Source organism: Kribbella sp. NPDC059898 (genome assembly GCF_042730855.1).
In the GTDB taxonomy this organism is placed as follows: Bacteria; Actinomycetota; Actinomycetes; order Propionibacteriales; family Kribbellaceae; genus Kribbella.
This window is the reverse complement of record NZ_JBHWKR010000016.1, coordinates 66,893-87,560: the sequence shown is the minus strand read 5'-3', so window position 1 is coordinate 87,560 and position 20,668 is coordinate 66,893. Positions and strand designations below refer to the sequence as shown.

Below are 20,668 nucleotides of genomic sequence, written 5' to 3'. Positions count from 1 at the left end.
CATTCGGTCACACTCACCCGGCCGGGCTCCGTCAGCGCTACAGAACCCCGAGAACGGAGCAGAGACCATGAGCACAGTGCTGGTGACCGGCGGAACCGGACGGATCGGCCAACAGGTCGTGCCGCTGCTGCAGGCGGCCGGCTGCCAGGTGAAGGTCCTCAGCCGGCATGCGACCGACCGTAGCGACGGCGTCGAGTACCTGGCCGTCGACCTGCGGACCGGCGACGGGCTGGACGCGGCCCTGGACGGCGTCGACGTGGTGCTGCATCTGGCCGGCGCGCCAAAGGGCGACGAGCTCACCACGGCGAACGTCGTCAAGGCGGCCGAGCGGGCGAAGGTCGGCCACCTCGTCCACATCTCGGTGACCGCGGTCGACCAGCTGCCGTTCGGCTACTTCAAGTCCAAGCTCGGCGCCGAGCAGGCCGTCCGCAACGCCAAGATCCCGTCGACGGTACTGCGGGTCGCGCAGCTGCACGAGTTCGCCTGGACGACGGTGCGGGCGATGGCGAAGCTGCCGGTGATGCCGATGCCGGGCGGGCTCCGGTTCCAGCCGGTCGACGGCCGGGACGTGGCCGCACGGCTCGCCGAACTCGTCCTCGGTGAACCGCAGGGGCTGGTCGCGGACCTGGTCGGGCCGAAGGTCTACACGGTGCCGGAGCTGGCCCACGACTACCTGCGCGCGACCGGCAAGCACCGCCTGTCGCTGCCGATCCGGGTCCCTGGCAAGGCGGGCAAGGTGTACCGCGCGGGCGCCAACCTCACCCTCACCGGAGCCACGGTCGGCACTCACACCTGGGAGGACTTCGTCGCCGCCCAGGAGGCCGCACTGGTGTAGGGCTCCAGCAACTCCTCCAGGTCGGGACGCCCGCGCCGGACGATCCCGGCCAGGAAGTCGGCAACCTGCACCCGCGGGTCCTCCCGCGAGTCGACCTGCACGAACGACCGCAACGGCGGCGGATCGACCTGCCCGGCCAGGAACTGGCCCAGGCGGTCCACTCGCCCCGGCGTCAACGCGCTCTGCTCGTCGTGCACGACGGCGACCGAACGGCCGCCGGAACTCCAGTACAGCACCGTCTCGGCGAGCGCTGGGACCAGCGGCTCCAGCGGCGGCGGGAGCTCCGGGTCGTCGTCGATCAGCCGCTGCATGACCGTCTCGACCCGGGCCCGGGTCAGCGCCCGCAACGCGGGCACGTCGGCCGGCATCGTCGCGAAGAACCGGTCGACCGCCGCGTGGTCCATCAGCCGCACCCGCTTCGTCCGGGTCAGGTCGACGAACGCCGCGAGGAACCCGGTCCGGTGCCGCAGCGCCGCGGCCACCTCCGCGTGGTCCGGCCCGAGGCTCGTCCCCGCGCCGTACGTCGGCTCCTCGGTGAACAACTCGAACACCCGCGCGGCGACGTACGCCGTCTTGTCGATCACGTGCACGTGCGCCCGCCCGCGGAGCGTGGTCAGCAACCACTCGAGCGCGGGCCGCTGCTCGGGGCGCAGCAGCTGGTTGGACTTGTACTCCGAGCTCCGGCGCAGACTGGTCCGCAGTACGGCGATCACGTCGGCGGCCGCGGCGACGTCCAGGTCGACGCTCGCGTGCGTGATGACAGGCGAGGCCGCGTCGAGCAGGTTGGTTCCGGAGAACCCCGACTCGTCGCACGCGACTTCGATCCAGGATGCCTGAGCTGTCATGTAGCCCCATGATGGCCCGGCCCGGGCCGGAGTGCGATGAGTTTTCCGGCCGCCGCTCGTCTCAACAGCACATCCCGAACGAGAGGAAACGACCATGGCGAAGGTGCTGTACTCCGTGACGCTGTCGGTGGACGGCTTCATCACCGGACCGGGCGGCGACATGCAGTGGATGCGCCCGTACCTCGGCCCCAACCCGGAGGTCGACGAGCTGGTGCCGCGGATCGGCGCGATCCTGGTCGGCCGCCGGACCCACGACGGCGACGACCCGTACAAGGGCGAGCCGAACGAAGGCGAGGCGTTCGGCGGGGGCTTCGACGGACCGGAGTACGTCGTCACGCACCGCCCGGCCGCGCCACGACCCGGCGTGACGTACGTCGACGACTTCGCGAAAGCCCTCGCGCAAGCGAAGGAGTCGGCCGGTGACCGGTACGTCAACGTGATGGGGGCGAGCATCGCCAAGCAGTGCATCGAGGCCGGTGAACTGGACGAGGTCCTGGTGCTGTTCGCGCCGGTGCTGCTCGGCGACGGCACCCGGCTGTTCGACCACCCGGGTGGTCGCACGGTCCGCCTGGCACGCCGGAGCGTCACCGAGACTCCGTTGGCGACCAGTCTGTGGTTCGACGTGGTCTAGACGTCGGCGGCTGCCGGACGCATCAGCGCGCGGACCTCGACGGAGCGACCGCCGGCTCGCGCGTCCGGCAGCAGCCGCGCGAGTTCGACGGCGCGGTCGCGGTCCTCGACGTCGACCACGTAGTACCCGTCGATCCGTGAGGGTTCGCCGGCCGGCAACTGCACGGACAACTGCGGATCGGCGAGCAGTTCGCCGTACAACAGCTCACCCGCCTCGGCCGCGGCCCGCTCGAACTCGCCACGCGGCAACCGCGGATCACCGACCCCCTGCAGAATCAGCAAAAACTTCATCGGCGCTCTCCTCTCACCAACAAGACGGAGCCGAGCACCGGCTTTTGACATCAACCCGCGGCAGCCCAGGCGCGGGCCGTCAGTCTGATCGAGCCGTCCGACGCGATCGGGAGTCGCTCGTGTACGGCGTCTCGCAGCGCCTGCTGGTCTGCGACCTCCAGGCCGCGCAGGTACGCCGGTGCGACGCCCTGGCCGCCGAGGAACGGTTGCCAGTAGTCGTCGAAGGACTCGAACACCGTCGGCACGACGATCTCCCGGGTCCGCACGTCCGCGAACCCGGCCTCGCCGAACAGCCGCTCGAGCCCCTCCTCCGTGCAGAACGGGAACCGGCGGCCCTCGTCGGCCTCGCGGTCCTGCGGGCGGACCTCGACCATCGCGTCGAAGAAGTACCGCATCAGCTGCATCCCGCCCGCGTAGTCCCAGACGTAGACGGCGGCCGTCGTACCGATCTCGCGCATCCGGCGCAGCGCCTCGACCCGCTTCGGGACGAAGTTCAGCACCAGCCCAGCGACGACCGCGTCGTACGGGCCGTCCGGCAGCTCGGCCGCGGACCGCACCTCGAACGCGGCCCGCGGATCGTCCACGGTCTGCCGGGCGTACTCGACGAAGCCCTCGGACGGGTCGACGCCGAGCACCGACGCCGGGTCCGCCATACCGAGGATCGTGCTGGTCAGCGCGCCGGTACCGCAGCCGACGTCCAGCCAGCGCAGCCCCGGCGGCTGCTTCAGCCAGTCAACGAACTCGACTGCGACGAGACGGCTCCACCGGCCGACATACGACTCGTAGACTCCCCCACTGGACCACTCGCTCACTTCCGCAGCATAGATGGCAACGCGACTCCCGTCAGGGTCTCGGAGACGTCCCACAGACGGGCGTTGGTGGCCGGGTCAGTGGCGGACTTCGGGTTGCGGACCAGGGTCGTCTTGCCGACCAGTCCGAAGAGGCCGTCAGGCCCGTAATACTCCCCCGACTTGGCGGCAACGTCGGCGGCCGCGAACAGCAGCGGCTCGGTGCCCGTTTCCACGTCCTGCTTGGGCAGCGGGTTGTAGCTCATCATCAGCCGGTTCAGCGTCGACGGACGCTCGCGGCCCAGAGCGGCACCGGCGGTCTGCAGGTTGGTACGGGTGTACCCAGGGTGCGCCGCGACGCTGACCAGACCCCAGCCACGCTCGACCGACAGCTTCGCGAGATGGTTGCTGAGCATCAGGTCGGCGAGCTTCGACTGCGCGTACGACGCCGTCCGGCGGTACCGCCGCGTCTGCCACTGCAGGTCGTCGAAGTCGATCTTCCCGAGGTACGCCGCCCCGCTGGACATGGTGGCGATCCGCGGCGCCGGGGCGGCCAGGATCAGCGGCAGCAGCTGGACCGTGAGCGCGAACGGACCGAGGTAGTTCGACCCGAACTGCAGCTCGAACCCGTCCGAGGTGGCGATCCGGGCCGGCGGGGTCATCACGCCGGCGTTGTTCACCAGCAGGTCCAGGTGCTGCTCGTCGGCGGCGAGCCCGGCGGCGAACTCCCGCACCGAGTCGAGGTCGGCGAGGTCGATCCGGCGGATCTCGAGCTGGGCGTCCGGGTGCTCGGCGAGGATCTCGGCCCGCGCCGCCTCGCCCTTGGCCGGGGTGCGGACCGCCATCACCACCCGGGCTCCGGCGGCGGCGAGGCGCTTGGTGGCCTCCTTGCCGGTGCCGCTGTTGGCACCGGTGACGACAACGAGTTTGCCGGTCTGGTCGGGGACCTCGTACATGCTGCACGCTCCATAAAAGACTGATGGTCTGTTATGTCCCGACGTTATCAGACCAGCGGTTCGATAACAACAGACCGCCGGTCTGTAGAATGTGTGACATGAACTTCCAGCGCGCCCGGAGTGCCGAGCAGCGGGCCGAGCGGCGGCGGGCGATCCTCGCGACCGCGGCCACGATGCTGACCGAGCTGCCGGTCGCGGACCTCAGCCTGAACGAGCTGAGCCGGCGCGTCGGCCTGGCGAAGTCGAACGTGCTGAACTACTTCGACTCCCGCGAGGCGGTCCTGCTCGAGCTGTCGAGCAGCGAGCTCACCGCCTGGGTGGAGGAGCTGGCCGCGGCACTCGGGGGCGTGTCACCCGAGCTGCCGGCCGGCGAGCGCGCCGAGCAGCTGATCGCCACGGTCGTCGGCACGCTGACGGAGCGGCCGGTGCTCTGTGACCTGATCAGCGCGCAGGCGGCGGTGCTGGAGCGGAACATCAGCACCGAGACGGCGCTGGCCTTCAAGCGCGCCGCCGCGGTCAGTTACGAGCGGATGATCGCCGCGGTGGCCGCGGTCATGCCGGAGCTGGGCACGGACGGGGCGGGCCAGTTCATCGCCACCGGCAGCCTGCTCGCCGGTGCGATCTGGAGCCATTCCCACCCCGTCCCCGCCATCCTCGCCGCCTACGAGGCCGATCCGTCGCTGGAGGCGATCCGGATGGCCTTCGAGCCGTCGCTCGCGGCCGGGCTACGGACCCTGCTGTACGGCGTCCTGCCCCGTCAGGGCAGGTAGTAGTTCGGGTCGTTCACGCAGGCCTGCTTCAGGTAGTCCGCGACGACGCCGTCCTCGGTTTCACGTAGCGGTGACAGGGCACCGGCAACGTTCCGCTACCGACCGCTGCCGGATAGTCGAACGGGCCGCGATCCGTCCACCCTTGGCGCTCGTAGAACCGGCGGGCGCGCGCGTTCCCGGTGGCGACCGCCAGCCAGGCCTCGTCGTACCCGTTCGCCTGGACCTGCCGCTCGGCCTCCGCGAGCAGCGTCGCGGCGATCCCCGAGCCGCGGTGCGCGCCGCCGACGTACACCTGCTCGACCTCGTCCGCCACGACCATCACGAACCCGGCGACCACGTCCCCGGCGACGGCGACCGTCGTATCCGCGATCCGTTCGGCCGCGCGGGTCCCGAACGACTCCTCGGTGCGTACGGCGACCAGCGCGTCCGGCACATGCCCGAGATGCCCGTCTCGCCAGCCGGCGTACCAGATCGCGGCGATCGCCCCGGCGTCCGCGTCGGCAGCAGGCCTGACAGTCATTTCCTCAGCGTAGTGGCCCTCTCGGGAACCTAGGCTTGTTCCGGGTGCCTTCGAGATCTGGCAGGAGAACCATGGCCGAGTTGCTCCCCTACGACTCCACGGCGAGTACGTGGGCAGAGTCGATCGTCGGTGTCGCCGGGCCGAGTGGCGCCGACACCCGCTGGGACGGCGAGGTCATGGTCAGGAACGGCGATCGGATGCCGAGCGCGACCACGTCCGAGTCCGGGATGAACGGCGCGCAGTACTACCTGTTCATGCTCCGCGAGCACGTCGACGCGGTACAGCGGCCTCCGGCGCAGCCGACCCCGGAACAGCAGCAGGAGCGCTGGGACACGCTGGTCGAGGCGACCGGCTACGTGGCGTCCCAGGCGACCGGCCTGCTGACCCCGCTGGCCGACTTCCACCCGGTCGGCCAGGCGGACGCCGACCTCAACGGCGGCCTCGCCGACGTCTGGACCCAGGAACGGCTGCAGTACGTCTGGGAGAACAGCGACTCCGCCGGCCTGATGTCGGCCGCCGACGTACCGAACCCGGACTTCGAGTACGCCGGCCGCGGTCCGGCGGCCGACGCCACCCGCGACGTCCTCACCGAGATCGCCCGCCAGAACGGCCAGGAGCCGTCGTACGCCGGCACCTGCGAAGACCTGATCCGGATGAAGCCGGACGGCCGCTGGGCCGCGCTGGTCAGCTCGATGCCCGGCGGCGACAAGCTGACCCGCGACGAGCGGATGAACCTCGGCCACCGCCTCCGCACCCAGTTCAAGTCCGCCGTCGACGCCCGCAACCCGGGCAGCGGTACGCCGGAATCCCCGGCGGCCGTCGCCACCCGGAAGCTGGCCGTGGCCGTCCGTGCCACCACCGACGGCCGGCCCGGACCCGTGGACGGCCGGACGGCCGGGTTGGCCAAGGACCCGGCCCTGCGATCGCCTACTCCGGGTCGTACGCCAGGTTCGGACGAAGCCAGCGCTCAACCTCGGAAGTCGGGAGTCCTCGGCGCGCTGCGTAGTCTTCGACCTGGTCGCGGCTCAGGCGGCCGACACTGAAGTAGCGCGACGCCGGGTGCGCGAAGATCAGGCCGCTGACCGCGGCGGCCGGCGTCATCGCGTACGACTCGGTCAGGCCCAGGCCGATCTGCTCCGCCTCCAGCAGCTCGAACAGGTCCTTCTTCTCGGTGTGGTCCGGGCTCGCCGGGTACCCCAGCGCCGGCCGGATGCCGCGGAACCGCTCCGCGTGCAGGTCCTCCAGCACCGGCTGTACGTCGGGCTCGAACCAGGCCCGCCGCGCCTCCAGATGGATCCACTCCGCGAACGCCTCGGCCAACCGGTCGGCGAGCGCCTTCACCATGATCGCCTTGTAGTCGTCGCCCAGTTCCTCGTACGACTTCGCCAGCGCGCCGGCGCCGTGGATCGCGACCCCGAACCCGCCGAGGTGGTCACCGGACGGCGCGATGTAGTCGGCGAGGCAACGGTTGTGCCGGCCGGCCGGCTTCGCGGTCTGCTGCCGCAGCATCGGGAACGACCGATCCAGCCCGTCCAGCACGATGTCGTCCCCGTCGCTGTGCGCCGGCCAGAACCCGTACGCACCTTCGGCGGTGAACGACCCGTCGGCGATGATCTCGTCCAGCAAGGCGTTCGCGTCGTCGAACAGCTCCCGCGCCACCGGCTGCTCGAGGATCGCCGGGTACTTCCCCTTCAGCTCCCAGGCCAGGAACAGGAACTGCCAGTCCACCATCGCGCGCAGCGTCTCGATCGACGGTGCGACCCGCTTCAGCCCGGTGAACGCCGGCACCGGCAGCTCGCCGTACTCCACCGGCTCCCGGTTCGCCCGCGCCTCGGCCAGCGTCAGCATCGGCGCGCGCTGCTTGTTCGCGTGCTGCTCGCGGAGCCGCTCCTGCTCGATACTGTTGCTCTTGGCAAGCTGTTCGGCGCGGTCGTCGTCGAGCAGGTCGGAGACCACGCCGACCACCCGGGACGCGTCCAGCACGTGCACGGTGGTGTTCTCGTACGCCGGGGCGATCCGGACCGCGGTGTGCTGCTTGGACGTGGTCGCGCCACCGATCAGCAACGGCAGCTTCAGCCCGCGGCGCTGCATCTCGGTCGCCACCGACACCATCTCGTCCAGCGACGGCGTGATCAGCCCGGACAGCCCGACCGCGTCCGCGCCCTCGGCGACCGCGGTGTCCAGGATCCTTGCCGCCGGCACCATCACGCCGAGGTCGATCACCTCGTAGTTGTTGCAGCCGAGCACCACGCCGACGATGTTCTTGCCGATGTCGTGGACGTCGCCCTTCACGGTCGCGAGCACCACCTTGCCCTGCCCGCGGACCAGCTCCGCGCGGCCTTCGCGGCGGGCCTGTTCCTTCTCCTCCTCCATGAACGGCTCGAGGTACGCGACCGACCGCTTCATCACCCGCGCGCTCTTCACCACCTGCGGGAGGAACATCTTCCCGGCGCCGAACAGGTCGCCGACGATCTTCATGCCGTCCATCAACGGGCCCTCGATCACCTCGAGCGGCCGCGGCAGCTGCTGCCGGGCCTCCTCGGTGTCGGCCTCGATGTAGTCGACGATGCCGTGCACGAGTGCGTGCGAGAGCCGTTCCCGGACCGAGCCCTCGCGCCAGCTCAGGTCGAGCTCGCGCTGTTTGCCCTTGCCCTTCACGGTTTCGGCGAACTCCACCAGCCGGTCGGTGGCGTCGTCGCGGCGGTTGAAGATGACATCCTCGACCAGTTCGAGCAGGTCCTTCGGGATGTCCTCGTACACCGCGAGCTGGCCGGCGTTCACGATGCCCATGTCCAGGCCGGCCTTGCCGGCGTGGTAGAGGAACGCCGAGTGCATAGCCTCGCGGACGATATCGTTGCCGCGGAACGAGAACGACAGGTTCGAGATGCCGCCGCTGATGTGCACGCCCGGGCAGCGTTCCTTGATCCGCGGCAGCGCCTCGATGAAGTTCTTCGCGTAGCCGTTGTGCTCGGACATACCGGTCGCCACGGCCAGTACGTTCGGGTCGAAGATGATGTCCTCGGCCGGGAAGCCGATCCCGGTCAACAGGTCGTACGCGCGGCCGCAGATCTCCACCTTGCGGTCGACGGTGTCCGCCTGCCCCTGCTCGTCGAACGCCATCACCACCGCACCGGCGCCGTAGTCGCGGATCTTCCGGGCGTGCTCGAGGAACTGCTCCTCGCCTTCCTTCAGGCTGATCGAGTTCACCACGCCCTTGCCCTGCACGTGTTTCAGCCCGGTCTCCAGCACCGACCACTTCGAGCTGTCGATCATGATCGGGATCCTGGCCACCTCGGGCTCGGTCGCGATCAGGTTCAGGAACGTGGTCATCGCCTGCTCGCTGTCCAGCAGGTCGGCGTCCATGTTCACGTCCAGCAGGTTCGCGCCGCCGCGCACCTGCTCCAGCGCCACGTCCACCGCGGCCTGGTGGTCGTCGCCCTCGATCAGCCGGCGGAACCTCGCCGACCCGGTCACGTTGGTCCGCTCGCCGATCATCACGAACCCGGTGTCCGCACCGATCTTGAACGGCTCCAGCCCGGAGAACCGGGTGGTGTGGTCGGTCGGTACGACGGTCCGCGGCGGCAACTCCCGCACTGCTTCGGCGATCTTGGCGATGTGCGCGGGCGTCGTACCGCAACAGCCTCCGACGATGTTCACCAGGCCGGACCGCGCGAACTCCTCGAGCATCTCGGCGGTCTCGGCGGGAGTCTCGTCGTACCCGCCGAACGCGTTCGGGAGGCCGGCGTTCGGGTGCGAGGCGACGTACGTGCCGGCGAACCGGGCCAGGTCGGCGACGTGCGGGCGCATCTCGGCGGCGCCGAGCGAACAGTTCACGCCGACCACCAGCGGGTCCGCGTGCTCGACCGAACTCCAGAACGCCTCGACGGTCTGTCCGGACAGTGTGCGGCCGCTCAGGTCGACGATCGTCACCGAGATCCACAGCGGCAACTGGGGCGCGACCTCGCGGGCCGCGGCGACGGCCGCCTTCGCGTTCATGGTGTCGAAGATCGTCTCGATCAGCAGCAGGTCGACGCCGCCCTCGGCGAGCGCGGCGATCTGCTCGGCGTACGTGGCCTTGACCTGCTCGAAGGTCACCGCGCGGTACGCCGGGTCCTCGACGCGCGGGCTCAGCGAGAGCGTGACGTTCAGCGGGCCGATCGATCCGGCGACGAACCTCGGGCTGTCCGGGGTGGCGAACTCGTCGGCCGCCTGCCGGGCCAGCCGGGCACCGGCGAGGTTCATGTCGCGGACGTGCTCCTGCAGGCCGTAGTCGGCCTGGCCGATCCGGGACGCGGTGAAGGTGTTCGTGGTGGTGATGTCGGCGCCGGCCGCGAGGTACTGCCGGTGGACGTCGAGGATCACGTCCGGACGGGTCAGGTTCACCAGGTCCGGGTCGCCGGTGACGTCGTGCGTCTCGTCGGCGTACCGCTCGGGCTGGTAGTCCGCGGGCGTCAGCTTCGCGTTCTGCAGCATCGTGCCCCAGGCACCGTCGAGCACGACGATCCGCTGGTCCAGCAGCTCGCGCAACGCGGCTTCACTCATCGGCCAACCCCTCCAGAAGAACTCTCCGGAGGCGCCCTTGCAGTCGAAGCACCAGGTCGAGCGTGGCGGACCTGAGCCCGTTGCAGCGCCTCTCGGCCTGGATGCCCCATGTTAGTGGCGTCACATCCTGCGCCAAGTCCTCCGTCCACATACTAGGACGGGTGTTCAATCAGTGGATGAGATCCTGGATCGCCGGGGCATAGAGCGCGGCAACCGTTTCCGGTGGCGCGGTGGCCAGTGGACCGGTCTTGTCGATCGCCAGCAGAGCGCCGAGGCCGAGCAGGTGAGCAGTGATCAGGGCGGCCCGGAGTTCGGCGTCCGGACCGGTCAGCCGGGCGGCGAAGGCGCGGGTGACCTGGTCGCGGAAGTGCTCCCGGATCAGTGCCCGCTCGTCGCCCTTGCCCGCCGCGAACACGACCCGGACGAGCAGGTCCTGGTCGTTCTTCCGGCGGTACTCGACCAGCGTCCGGACCGCGTGCTCGCCGAGCCGCTCGTTGGGCGCCTGGAGCAGCAACTGCGCGGCCTCGCTGAAGTCGGCGACCTGCTCGAAGAGCGCTTCCTTGCTTCCGAAGTGCTTCACGATCAGGGCCGCGCTGACGCCCGCGTCCGCGGCCACCCCGCGCAGCGTGACCGCGGCGTACGGCTCCCGCGCGAACGCCTTCCGGGCGGCCCGGAGGATCGACGGACGCCCGGGATCGGTCACGGTGCCGTCACCTCGTACACGGCCGCGGGACGGCGTACCGGGATCAGCAGCACCAGCCCGGCGGCGACCGCGGCCGCGATCCCCGCGATCACGAACACGATCAGGTACGCCGACAACGCGGGCGCGACCTTTCCGGCCTGGGAGATGGTCACATTGGCCAGCACGGTCGCGACGATCGTGCTGCAGATCGCCTGCCCGACCGTGCGCATCAGCGTGTTGAGGCCGTTCGCCGCGGCGGTTTCGGTCACGGGCACAGCATGCATGATCAGGGCCGGAAGCGCCGAGTACGCCACGGCCGTTCCGGCACTGACCACGGTCGCGCCGACGACGATCCCCGCGACGCTGCCGCTGGTGAACAACCGCACCAGATAGCCCGCCGCCATCATCACGGACGCGATCCCGAGCGTGAACCGCGGGCCCTTCGCGGTGGAGATCCGCGCCGACACGGGCGACAGCAGCACCATCGCCACACCGCCGGGCAGCAGACACAGTCCACTGACCACGATCGATTCGCCCAGCCCGTACCCCGTCCACGTCGGCTCCTGCACCAACTGAGCCGTGGACAAGGAGTTGGCGTAGAACGCGAACCCGATCAGCAACGCACTGAGGTTGGTGAACAGTACGGCGGGCCGTGCCGACACCCGGAGGTCGACGAGCGGGCTGATGGTGCGCAGTTCGTACCATCCCCACAGCGGAACCAGCAGCACCGCGACGCCGTACAGCCCGAGGAGGGTCGGCGTACTCCAGGTGCTGCTCTTCGACACCGCGAGCAGCAGACACACCAGGAAGGCGCTGAGGCCGAGGGCGCCGAGGACGTCGAAGCGCCCGCTGCTGCGGACGGCCGACTCGGGGACGATCAGCAGCACCAGGACGATGTCCAGCAGGCCGAGGCCGAGGTTGATCCAGAACATCGTGTGCCAGTTCGCGTACTCGACCACGAGCGTCGCGGCCGGGATGCCGAACGCGGCGCCGATGCCGAGCGTCGAGCTCATGATCGCGATCGCCGGGATCACGCGGCGCGGCGGGAGCTCGTCGCGGAGGATGCTGATGCCGAGCGGTACGACGGCGACCGCGGCGCCCTGGAACGCGCGGCCGGCGATCAGCACGGTCAGGTTCGAGCTGGTCGCGCAGAGCAGCGAGCCGACGATCATCGAGGACAGCGCGATCAGCAGGACGCGGCGCTTGCCGTACATGTCGCCGGCCCGGCCGAGCAGCGGAGTGAAGACCGCGCCCGTGAGCAGCGTGACGGTGATCAGCCAACTGACGTCGGACGCCGGGCTGTGGGTGATGCCGGGGAGTGCGGGGAGCAGGGGTACGACGATGGTCTGACTGATGGAGACCAGGACGCCGCAGAAGGCGAGCGCGGACAGGATCAGGCGGGGACGGGCAGGCAAGCGGGATCCTCACAGAGGTGAACTGCTGTTTACTCAGGCATCGTAAACGCTTGTTCACCGGACCGGAAATGGACCAGGAAACCGCTCACCGATTGGACCAGGATCGTCGGCGGCGGTTTACCTACGGTGGTGCGATGAGGATCTTCGTCGCCGGTGCGTCCGGCGTGATCGGCCGCCACCTCGTCCCGCTACTGGTTGCCCAAGGCCACGAAGTGACCACCCTCAGCCGGCGGGCCGGCGAGAGTTCGTCCTCGGTGGTCGGTGACGTCTACGACCGGGACCGGCTGCGTGAGTTGGTGGCGGCGGCACGGCCGGACGTGGTGATGCACCAGTTGACGGATCTGGGGACGCGGGACTTCGCGGCGAACAGCCGGATCCGGCGGGAGGGGACGCGCAACCTGGTGGACGCCGCGCTGGCGGCGGGGGTACGGCGGGTGATCTCGCAGAGCATCGCCTGGGCGTACGAGCCCGGCTCCACGCCCGCCGACGAGTCCACGCCGCTCGACGTACGGTCGTCCGCCCATCCGACCTTCCTCAACTCCCCCACCTGACCGCCGAGTCGTGGCAAATGGCTCCGGCCACTCCCGCCGAGTCGTGGATCTCGGCGGGAATTCGCGACCGTTCTCCACGACTCGGCGGACAGAAGTGATCGGACCCGGCGCTCCGAGGGGGAGGGGAGCGCGGGTCCGATCGGCGGTCCGCTGGGAGCGAGGGGGTGCGCTGGGCCTAGCGGACCGGGCCTTCGATGAGCTGGATGGTGGCCTTGTGGGTCTGGCCGGTCTGGTCGGTCCAGCCGACATCGACCTTGTCGCCGGGGTGCTGCTGGTTGAGCAGCGTGGAGAGGGTGTCCGGCGACTCCACGGTTTGACCGGCGAACGAGGTGATCACGTCGCCGGCGGTGATGCCGGCCTCGTCCGCGTGGCCGTTCGCGAGGACGTCGCCGACGACCGCGCCGCTGGTACCGGTGCTGGTCACGACCGATACACCGAGCATCGCCGAGTCGCCGATGTGCACCGACGCCGAGGACTTGCCGTTCTCGATCTGCTGCGCGATGTCGAGCGCCTGGTTGATCGGGATCGCATACCCCTCGGTCGTCGTCCCGGTCCCGTTGCCGTTCCCGTTACCCGAGCCGTCGCCGTTCCCGGAGCCGTCGCCGTACCCGTTCCCGTTGCCGTAGGAGTTCCCGTTGCCGGAGCCGTTCCCGCTGCCGGAGCCGTTCCCGTCGCCGTTGCCGAACGGGAAGCCGGTGCCGTCACCGTTGCCGTACCCGTTGCCGCCGCCCCACGCGGCCAGCGTCGCGGTCGCGGCCGGCGCGGTGGACACCGAGCTCTGCCCCGGAATCCCCCGCCCGCCGTTGCTGCCGCCGTTCCCGGCCACGTCCACGCCGACGACATCACCGTTCGCGTTCACCAGCGGCCCACCTGAGTCGCCGGCCTGGATGTTCGCGTCGGTCTCGATCAGGTTCGTCAGGTTCTCCGGGTCCTGGCCGTTCTGGTCGGTCGCGGTGATCGCCTGGTTCAGCCCGGTCACCTTGCCGGCCGCGTAGCTCGGCGTACCGCCGGTGCCGCCCGCGTTCCCGACGCCGACGACCTGGTCGCCGAGCTTCACCTGGTCGGAGTTCCCGGTCTTGGCGGTCTGCAGCCCGGACGCGTCCTTCAGCTTCAGTACGGCGATGTCGTGCGCCTCGTCGTACCCGACGACGCTCGCGGTATACGTCTTCCCGTTGCCGATGTCGGTGACCGTGATCGACGTTGCGGCCTCGATCACGTGGTGGTTGGTGAGCACCTCGCCGTCGGACGTGAGCACGATCCCGGTGCCGGCGGCCCGCGCGTTCTCGTACCCGAGGACGGTGTTCACGTCCACCAGGCCCGGCGACACCTTCGCGGCGACCGAGGACGCGTCGAACGCGGTCTGGGACAGCGTCGAGTTGCTCCCGTCGTTCCGCTGGTCGATGCCCCAGGCAACCGATCCGGCGACCAGGACGGCGGCCAGCCCGAGCACTCCCGCACCGAACAGCCGGCGCCGGTGCTTCTTCGGCGGCTGCATCCCGAACGGATGCTGCGGCCCATAGGGGTACTGCGGCCCGAACGGCCCCGGCTGGTACTGCTGCTGGAACTGCCCCTGCTGGTACTGCGAAGCCTGCTGGTACTGCGCACCCTGCTGCGGCGCCTGGTCACCGTTGTCCGGTCCCGCTCCAGCGCTCTCGTTCATCCCGTCGCCCTCCTCGGCCAGTTCCCTCTGCCTACGAGTAGAGCGCGCCAGACTGAGAACTCCATCCGGTCAACCAATGAATCAGCTGAGAATCCGCTCCACGGCCACGACTACCGCCGCCCGGCGCACTTTCGCGTCCGGGAGCTCCGCGCCGTACTCCGGATTCATCGACGACCAGCTGGTCGCGATCGCCTGGATCAGCGACAGCAGGCTCACCGGCGTGAACCGCCGCGACACGGTCCGTCGCCGCATCCCGCGCTGCAGTTCGTCCAGCCGGCGCTGGTTGACCGCGATGATCGCCTCCAGCGGCTGCCCGTCGGGCCGCTCCAGCCGGTACCAGACCGAGAGCCGCAGCCGGTCCGGGTGCGCCTCGAAGTAGTCGAACACCTTCCCCGCGTACGCCGGAAGGTCGTCGACGTCGAACCCGACCTCGTCGAGATACTTGTCCAGCGAGGCGCTGAACACCGCGTCGAACAGCTCGTCCTTGTTGCCGAAGTACGCGTACAGCATCGCCTTGTTGCAGCCGGCCTCGTCGGCGATCCGGCTCACCCGCGCGCCGCCGATCCCGCGGGCGGCGAACTCCTCGGTGGCCGCGTCCAGGATGCGCGTGCGGGTCCGGTCTGCGTTCCGCTCCATGGTCGGCAGCGTACCAACCAACCGGTTGGTTGATTTCTAACCAACCGGTTGGTTAGATAGACGGTAGATCCAACCAAACGGTTAGTTAGGACTGACAATGAGCAAGATCTGGCTGATCACCGGGAGTTCGCGGGGCCTCGGGCGGGCGTTGACGGAGGCTGTGCTGGCGGCCGGCGACCGGGTGGTCGCGACGGCGCGGCGGCCCGAGCAGCTCGACGACCTGGTCACGAAGTACGGCGACCAGCTCCGGGCGGTCGCCCTCGACGTCACGGACGCCGAGGCGGCGCGGGCCGCCGTACGGACGGCCGTCGAGGAGTTCGGCGGCCTGGACGTGGTGGCGAACAATGCGGGGTACGCCAACAGTTCCGCGATCGAGGAGCTGGCGGACGAGGACTTCCGGGCGCAGGTCGAGACGAACCTGTTCGGGGTGGTCAACGTGACGAAGGCCGCGTTGCCGGTGTTCCGGCAGCAGCGCGGCGGGCATTTCCTGCAGTTCTCGTCGATCGGCGGGCGGGCCGGCGGGACGCCGGGGATGGGTGCCTACCAGACCGCGAAGTTCGCGGTCGAGGGGTTCTCCGAGGTGCTCAACAACGAGGTGCGGCCGTTCGGCGTGAAGGTGACGATCATCGAGCCGGGTGGTTTCCGGACCGACTGGGGCGGCTCGTCGATGCGGCTGCACGACGTACACCCGGACTACGACTCGACGGTCGGCGAGATGCACCGTCGGCGGCTGGAGATGGACGGCAAACAGCCGGGCGACCCGGTGAAGGCCGCGCAGGCGGTCCTCGAGGTGGTCGACCTCGAGGAACCGCCGCTCCGCCTGCTGCTCGGCAGCGACGCCCTCGCGCTCGCCGAGTCCTCGGCACGCTCGCGCGCCGCGGAGGCCGCCGCCTGGGCGGACCTCACCAGGTCGACAGACTTCAGCTGACCCGCAGCTCGCGGAAGAACTCGCGGACGTCGCCGACCAGTTCGTCCGGGATCTCCAGGGCGGCGAAGTGGCCGCCGTGGTCGAGGTCGGTCCAGCGGGTGATGTTGTTCGAGGTCTCGCAGTACCGGCGGATCGCCACGTCGTGGGCCGTCGCGAGCACGGCCGTCGGTACGCCGGAACTCGGCCGCGGCGCCCACGAGCGCGGCTGCGCGTACCCGATGTACGCCGCGGTCCCGCCGGTCCCGGTCAGCCAGTACATCATCACGTTGGTGAGCAGCCGGTCCTTGCTGATGATTGCCTCCGGCAAGGACTCCCCCGGCCAGGTCCACGCCTTGAACTTGTCCATGATCCAGGCCAGCTGCGCCACCGGCGAGTCCACCAGCCCGTACGCGAGGGTCTGCGGCCGGGTCGACTGGATCGAGATGTAGCCGAACTCGTCGTTCATGAACTGCGCGATCCGCGCCATCTTGTCCTGCTCCAGCGGCGTCAGCGTCTGCAGCTCCTCCTCGGAGATCTGCAGCGGCGGCAGGTTCGTCCCGCCGTTCGTGTGTACGCCGACGACCTGCGACGGCGCCACCCGCGCGACCTCCGGCGACACCGACCCGCCGAGGTCACCGCCCTGTACGCCGTACCGCTCGTACCCGAGCTCCGCCATCAGCGCGGCCCACGCCCGGCCGATCCGCTCGAAGGTCCAGTTGCCGTCGGCGGTCGGCCCGGAGAACCCGAACCCGGGCAGCGACGGAATCACCACATGGAACGCGTCCGCGGCGTCCCCACCGTGAGCAACCGGATCGGTCAGCGGCCCGATCAGGTCGAGGAACTCGACGATCGACCCCGGCCAGCCGTGCGTCAGCAGCAGCGGCAGCGCGTCCGGCTCCGCCGAGCGGACGTGGATGAAGTGGAGCTGCTGCCCGTCGATCTCGGCGGTGAACTGCGGGTACGAGTTCAGCTCCTTCTCCGCCGCCCGCCAGTCGTACGACGTCCGCCAGTACTCGACCAGCGAGGACAGCCAGGAGACCGGGACGCCGGTGGTCCAGTCGTCGCCGGGCAGCGGTGCGGGGAACCGGGCGCTCGCCAGCTTGGCGGCGAGGTCGTCGAGCGTGCTCTGCGGGATGTCGATGCTGAATTCCTTGATCATGGCTCTACTCTCGCACCCAGTTAGGACAGCTTCGGTCCTAGCCAGCTGGCAGACTGAAAAACATGATCGAAACGTCGGCGCGACTGCTCAAGCTGCTCAGCCTCCTGCAGCAACCCAAGGAGTGGAGCGGCGCCGCCCTGGCCGGCGAGCTCGGCGTCGGGGTCCGGACGGTACGGCGGGACGTCGACAAGCTGCGCAACCTCGGCTACCCGGTCGACGCCGTATCGGGAGTGGCCGGCTACCGCCTCGGCGCCGGCGCCGCGCTCCCACCGCTCCTGCTGGACGACGAGGAGGCCATTGCCGTCGCGGTCGGCCTCCGCGCCGCCGCCAGCGGGACCGTCGCGGGCACCGAGGAGGCGTCCGTGCGCGCGCTCACCAAGCTCGAGCAGGTCCTGCCGTCCCGCCTCCGCTACCGGATCGAGCTGCTCCAGCAGGTCGCCGTCACGCCCGCGGGTGGCCCGTCCGTGCAGCCCGACGTACTGCTCGCCGTCGCCGCCGCCTGCCGCGACCACCACCGGCTGCGCTTCGACTACCGCAACCACGACGGTACGGCGACCACCCGCACCACCGAGCCGCACCGGCTCGTGAACACCGGGCGCCGGTGGTACCTGGTCGCGTGGGACCTCGACCGCGACGACTGGCGCACGTTCCGCGTCGACCGGCTGGAGCCACGGATCCCGACCGGCCCGCGGTTCACGCCCCGCGAGGTACCCGAACTGGCAAGCACGAACCGCGGCGTCGCGTACGGCGGCTACCGCTACCGGGCCCGCATCCTCGTGCACGCGTCCGCCGCCGAGGTCGCCGACCGCTACGGTCCGAACGTCGCGTCGGTGACCTCGATCGACGAATCGACGACGCTGGTAGAGACGGGCGCCAACTCGCTCGATCAGATCGCGCTGTACCTCGGCATCCTCGGCCTGCCGTTCGAGGTCCAGGACCCGCCCGAGCTGATCGACGCGATCCGCACCCTGACGACGCGCCTGGCGGCCGCGATTCCGGCGTCCTGACCGCTACCGTTCAGGAATGGATCGGTACGTCGAGACCGTGCTGGGACGGATCCGCCTGCGCGTCGACGGGGACGGTCCCGCGATGCTGTTCTGGCCGAGCCTGCTGATGGACGGCACGCTCTGGTCAGCGCAAGCCGCACACTTCAAGGACCGCTTCCAGGTCGTGCTGGTCGACCCGCCCGGGCACGGCGGCAGCGAGCCGCTCAGCAAACCGTTCACCTTCGAGCAGTGCGCCGACGCCGTCCTCCAGCTCATGGACGAGCTGAACGTCGGAAAGATCCACCTGATCGGCAACAGCTGGGGCGGCATGATCGGCGGCACGTTCGCCGCGCTGCACCCGGACCGGATCGGCATCGCCGTCCTGATGAACGCCACCGCCTCACCGGCCAGCCGGCGCCAGCGCTTCGAGTACGGCGCCCTCGTCCGGGCCGCGCGCCTGCTCGGCGGCATCCGCGGACCGCTGCGAGGCCCGGTCCGGGACGCGTTCCTCGGCCCCACGGCGAAACGCGAGAAACCCGAGGTCGTTGCCAAGGTCAACGACCTGGCGGGCAAGGTGAACGTCCGCTCGGGGATGCACGCGGTCACCAGTGTGGTCCCGAACCGCCCGGACCAACGTGCCCTGTTCGGGAAAATCCGGACGCCGGTGCTGATCGTCGCAGGCGCCGAGGACACGACGTTCCCGGTCGCCGAGACCGAGGAGATGGCCGACTCGATCCCCGGCGCCCGCTTCGTCGTCCTCGAACAGTCCGCGCATCTCGCGGCGCTGGAGTCCCCAGAACAGGTGAATGCCCTGATCGACGACTTCCTCGCCGATCAGGGCATCCAGGGCGATGCTTAGCTGACGACGGCCCCGGTCTTCGGGTCCAGGATCAGCTGCTTGGTGTTCGGGTGCTCCCACCAGCTGAACATGCTGTTCAGGCTGCCGGCCCGCTCGTCGAACGAGTGGTCACCGATCCGGCCGGTCCGCCAGTTGTCCTCGATGAACTTCAGGATCGAGGTCTGGTCGGTCAGCGCGTGGTCGACGTGGTTGGTCTTCGCGTACGGCGAGACGACGAGCAGCGGCTGCCGCGGGCCGTAGCCGCAACGGTCGGCGTACCCACCGGCGACGTGCTTGTTACCGCACAGCGCGGCCTGGTCGAGCGCCGCGTCGTTCGAGCCGTTCACGCTCGGCGGCGTGACGTGGTCGTACCAGCCGTCGGAGTCGTCGTAGGCCAGCACGATCGCGGTGGACTTCCACTCCGGCGACTTCTGCAGCGCGTTGATCTCCTTGACGACGAACGCCTGCTCGTCCAGCGGGTCGGAGTACCCGGCGTGGCCGTCCTGGTACTCGCCGGCCTTCAGGAAGCTGACCGCCGGCAGGTTGTTCGCCGCCAGCGCCGCGTCGAAGTCCGACGTGTCGTACTGGTGGTTGGCCTGGTCGGTGTGACCGATCGCGGCCACCGACGACGGCGGCAGGTGCTTCGGGTTCGCGGTCGACTTGTAGTACTGGAAGGGCTCGTGGTGCGGGCTGTAGTCGTTCGCCGTGTTGCCGCCGATGTTGGCGTGCGACGCACCACAGACGGCCTTGCCGTTCGCGGTACCGGTCGGCTTGAAGCCGCCCTGGAACCAGCCCCAGGTGACGTTCTGCTTGTTCAGCAGGTCGCCGACGTTCTGCCCGTGCATGCCCGCCAGGTTGTTGGTGGACTTGCCGTTGTTGTTCGAGCAGTCGTCGTAGATCGGGTCGGGGTCGTTGGTGATGGTCCCGATACCGTTCGCGTCCGGCGACTGGACGGCGTACGCGTCACTGGTCGGCTGTCCCGTCACCGGGTTGTACGCCTGGCCGCCGTGGGTCTGCCCGGAGATCAGGTTCAGCGCACCCGGGGTGGACGGCCCGTACACCGAGCTGAACGAGTTGTCGCTCATCGTGTAGTGCTGGGCGTAGTTCCACAGCGCGGTGACGGTGTTGCCGTCGTAGTAGTCCATCACCAGACCCGGCTCGCCGAACAGGACGGGCTGCCCGGTGCACTTGGACGTCTCGGTGAACTCGACGTACTTGTCGTCCTTGCCGCCGTTGACGGCCTTCTGCTCGGCCGAGTAGCCGTGGTTCTGGTCGCAGGTCAGCGCCTGCGACGACGACAACCGCTTCGGGTTGTACACGTTCGGGTTGTTCGTCAGCAGCTGGTTGGTCAGACCGTTGACCTTCGGCGTGTGCCGGGCGGCCGTGAACGGCGTACCGTCAGTGTTGGCCGCCTTCGGGTAGGTGCCGAAGTAGTGGTCGAACGAGATGTTCTCGCCGAAGATCACCACCACGTGCTTGATCGGCGTGGTCGTCCCCGCCGGGTGGTACGAAGCGGCGTCGGCCGCCGTGAACGCCGCGCCGGCGTTGGTCACCTGCTGGGTGGCGCCCGGGGCGCCACAGGCGGCCAGCAACAAGCCCGTCGCGGCCGCAACGGCCGTGGCGGCGACAGGGAGTCTTGCGCGCATGCCTTCTCCTC

20 protein-coding genes and 1 riboswitch are annotated in these 20,668 nt (G+C 69.7%); of the genes, 8 read left to right on the top strand and 12 right to left on the bottom strand.

The features are described 5' to 3' along the window. Positions 1-67: 67 nt before the first annotated feature. Positions 68-835 carry an SDR family oxidoreductase gene (locus ACFV9C_RS36620; RefSeq protein WP_380201063.1) on the top strand — a complete coding sequence of 256 codons (768 nt, stop codon included), beginning with the start codon at positions 68-70 and terminating at the stop codon, positions 833-835. Here ACFV9C_RS36620 and ACFV9C_RS36615 read toward each other — a convergent pair. After that, on the bottom strand, positions 787-1,680 hold the full coding sequence (locus tag ACFV9C_RS36615; RefSeq protein WP_380201061.1) for a hypothetical protein: 894 nt from the start codon (positions 1,678-1,680) through the stop codon (positions 787-789). The two genes, ACFV9C_RS36620 and ACFV9C_RS36615, sit on opposite strands and share 49 nt — an antisense overlap. A gap of 94 nt (positions 1,681-1,774) precedes the next feature. Here ACFV9C_RS36615 and ACFV9C_RS36610 point away from each other — a divergent pair, with 94 nt between their 5' ends. Further along, on the top strand, positions 1,775-2,311 hold the full coding sequence (locus ACFV9C_RS36610) for a dihydrofolate reductase family protein (RefSeq protein WP_380201059.1): 537 nt from the start codon (positions 1,775-1,777) through the stop codon (positions 2,309-2,311). Here ACFV9C_RS36610 and ACFV9C_RS36605 read toward each other — a convergent pair. The 3 genes from ACFV9C_RS36605 to ACFV9C_RS36595 are packed head-to-tail and all read right to left on the bottom strand — an operon-like array spanning position 2,308 to position 4,345. Further along, positions 2,308-2,601, bottom strand: coding sequence for a YciI family protein (locus ACFV9C_RS36605; protein ID WP_380201057.1), 294 nt, complete (start codon positions 2,599-2,601; stop codon positions 2,308-2,310). The genes ACFV9C_RS36610 and ACFV9C_RS36605 overlap by 4 nt on opposite strands. 50 nt (positions 2,602-2,651) lie before the next feature. Further along, a complete protein-coding gene (locus ACFV9C_RS36600) occupies positions 2,652-3,413 on the bottom strand; it encodes a class I SAM-dependent methyltransferase (RefSeq protein ID WP_380201055.1) in 762 nt (253 codons plus the stop codon). After that, positions 3,410-4,345, bottom strand: coding sequence for an SDR family oxidoreductase (locus ACFV9C_RS36595; protein ID WP_380201053.1), 936 nt, complete (start codon positions 4,343-4,345; stop codon positions 3,410-3,412). The genes ACFV9C_RS36600 and ACFV9C_RS36595 overlap by 4 nt, the downstream gene beginning before the upstream one ends. 98 nt (positions 4,346-4,443) lie before the next feature. On the opposite strand from ACFV9C_RS36595, the gene ACFV9C_RS36590 reads away from it, so the two are divergent. Beyond that, the gene (locus ACFV9C_RS36590; protein WP_380201051.1) at positions 4,444-5,115 is read left to right on the top strand and encodes a TetR family transcriptional regulator; all 672 of its coding nucleotides are present in this window, start codon (positions 4,444-4,446) and stop codon (positions 5,113-5,115) included. Between the two features lie 28 nt (positions 5,116-5,143). On the opposite strand, the gene ACFV9C_RS36585 is transcribed toward ACFV9C_RS36590, so the two are convergent. Further along, entirely contained in the window at positions 5,144-5,635 is a 492-nt protein-coding gene (locus tag ACFV9C_RS36585) for a GNAT family N-acetyltransferase (RefSeq protein ID WP_380201049.1), read from the bottom strand. Between the two features lie 71 nt (positions 5,636-5,706). Between ACFV9C_RS36585 and ACFV9C_RS36580 the strand changes: the two genes are divergently transcribed. Further along, positions 5,707-6,678: a hypothetical protein gene (locus ACFV9C_RS36580; RefSeq protein WP_380201047.1), complete on the top strand. Its 972-nt coding sequence runs from the start codon at positions 5,707-5,709 to the stop codon at positions 6,676-6,678. On the opposite strand, the gene metH is transcribed toward ACFV9C_RS36580, so the two are convergent. The 3 genes from metH to ACFV9C_RS36565 form a co-directional block, all read right to left on the bottom strand. Then, a complete protein-coding gene (metH, locus tag ACFV9C_RS36575) occupies positions 6,563-10,177 on the bottom strand; it encodes a methionine synthase (RefSeq protein WP_380201044.1) in 3,615 nt (1,204 codons plus the stop codon). The two genes, ACFV9C_RS36580 and metH, sit on opposite strands and share 116 nt — an antisense overlap. 22 nt (positions 10,178-10,199) lie before the next feature. Then, a riboswitch (S-adenosyl-L-homocysteine riboswitch) is annotated at positions 10,200-10,277 on the bottom strand. A gap of 69 nt (positions 10,278-10,346) precedes the next feature. After that, positions 10,347-10,880 (bottom strand): TetR family transcriptional regulator, encoded by a 534-nt coding sequence (locus ACFV9C_RS36570; protein ID WP_380201042.1) that lies wholly within the window; start codon positions 10,878-10,880, stop codon positions 10,347-10,349. Next, the gene (locus tag ACFV9C_RS36565; protein WP_380201040.1) at positions 10,877-12,274 is read right to left on the bottom strand and encodes an MFS transporter; all 1,398 of its coding nucleotides are present in this window, start codon (positions 12,272-12,274) and stop codon (positions 10,877-10,879) included. Before ACFV9C_RS36565 ends, ACFV9C_RS36570 begins: the two co-directional genes overlap by 4 nt. Positions 12,275-12,408: 134 nt before the next feature. On the opposite strand from ACFV9C_RS36565, the gene ACFV9C_RS36560 reads away from it, so the two are divergent. After that, positions 12,409-12,825 carry an NAD-dependent epimerase/dehydratase family protein gene (locus ACFV9C_RS36560; protein WP_380201038.1) on the top strand — a complete coding sequence of 139 codons (417 nt, stop codon included), beginning with the start codon at positions 12,409-12,411 and terminating at the stop codon, positions 12,823-12,825. A gap of 175 nt (positions 12,826-13,000) precedes the next feature. On the opposite strand, the gene ACFV9C_RS36555 is transcribed toward ACFV9C_RS36560, so the two are convergent. Continuing rightward, positions 13,001-14,485: a S1C family serine protease gene (locus ACFV9C_RS36555; protein ID WP_380201036.1), complete on the bottom strand. Its 1,485-nt coding sequence runs from the start codon at positions 14,483-14,485 to the stop codon at positions 13,001-13,003. An 81-nt stretch (positions 14,486-14,566) separates the two neighbouring features. Continuing rightward, positions 14,567-15,121 carry a TetR family transcriptional regulator gene (locus ACFV9C_RS36550; protein ID WP_380201034.1) on the bottom strand — a complete coding sequence of 185 codons (555 nt, stop codon included), beginning with the start codon at positions 15,119-15,121 and terminating at the stop codon, positions 14,567-14,569. A gap of 97 nt (positions 15,122-15,218) precedes the next feature. On the opposite strand from ACFV9C_RS36550, the gene ACFV9C_RS36545 reads away from it, so the two are divergent. Next, entirely contained in the window at positions 15,219-16,049 is an 831-nt protein-coding gene (locus ACFV9C_RS36545; RefSeq protein WP_380201032.1) for an oxidoreductase, read from the top strand. On the opposite strand, the gene ACFV9C_RS36540 is transcribed toward ACFV9C_RS36545, so the two are convergent. Beyond that, positions 16,042-17,187: an epoxide hydrolase family protein gene (locus ACFV9C_RS36540; protein WP_380201030.1), complete on the bottom strand. Its 1,146-nt coding sequence runs from the start codon at positions 17,185-17,187 to the stop codon at positions 16,042-16,044. The two genes, ACFV9C_RS36545 and ACFV9C_RS36540, sit on opposite strands and share 8 nt — an antisense overlap. Before the next feature lie 62 nt (positions 17,188-17,249). On the opposite strand from ACFV9C_RS36540, the gene ACFV9C_RS36535 reads away from it, so the two are divergent. Both ACFV9C_RS36535 and ACFV9C_RS36530 read left to right on the top strand, forming a co-directional pair. Continuing rightward, complete coding sequence (locus ACFV9C_RS36535) at positions 17,250-18,194, top strand: helix-turn-helix transcriptional regulator (RefSeq protein ID WP_380201028.1); 945 nt, start codon at positions 17,250-17,252, stop codon at positions 18,192-18,194. Between the two features lie 16 nt (positions 18,195-18,210). Next, the gene (locus ACFV9C_RS36530; RefSeq protein WP_380201026.1) at positions 18,211-19,032 is read left to right on the top strand and encodes an alpha/beta fold hydrolase; all 822 of its coding nucleotides are present in this window, start codon (positions 18,211-18,213) and stop codon (positions 19,030-19,032) included. Here the strand turns inward: ACFV9C_RS36530 and ACFV9C_RS36525 are convergent. After that, positions 19,029-20,657, bottom strand: a complete 1,629-nt coding sequence (locus ACFV9C_RS36525; protein WP_380201024.1) for a phospholipase C — start codon at positions 20,655-20,657, stop codon at positions 19,029-19,031. The two genes, ACFV9C_RS36530 and ACFV9C_RS36525, sit on opposite strands and share 4 nt — an antisense overlap. Positions 20,658-20,668 lie beyond the last annotated feature (11 nt).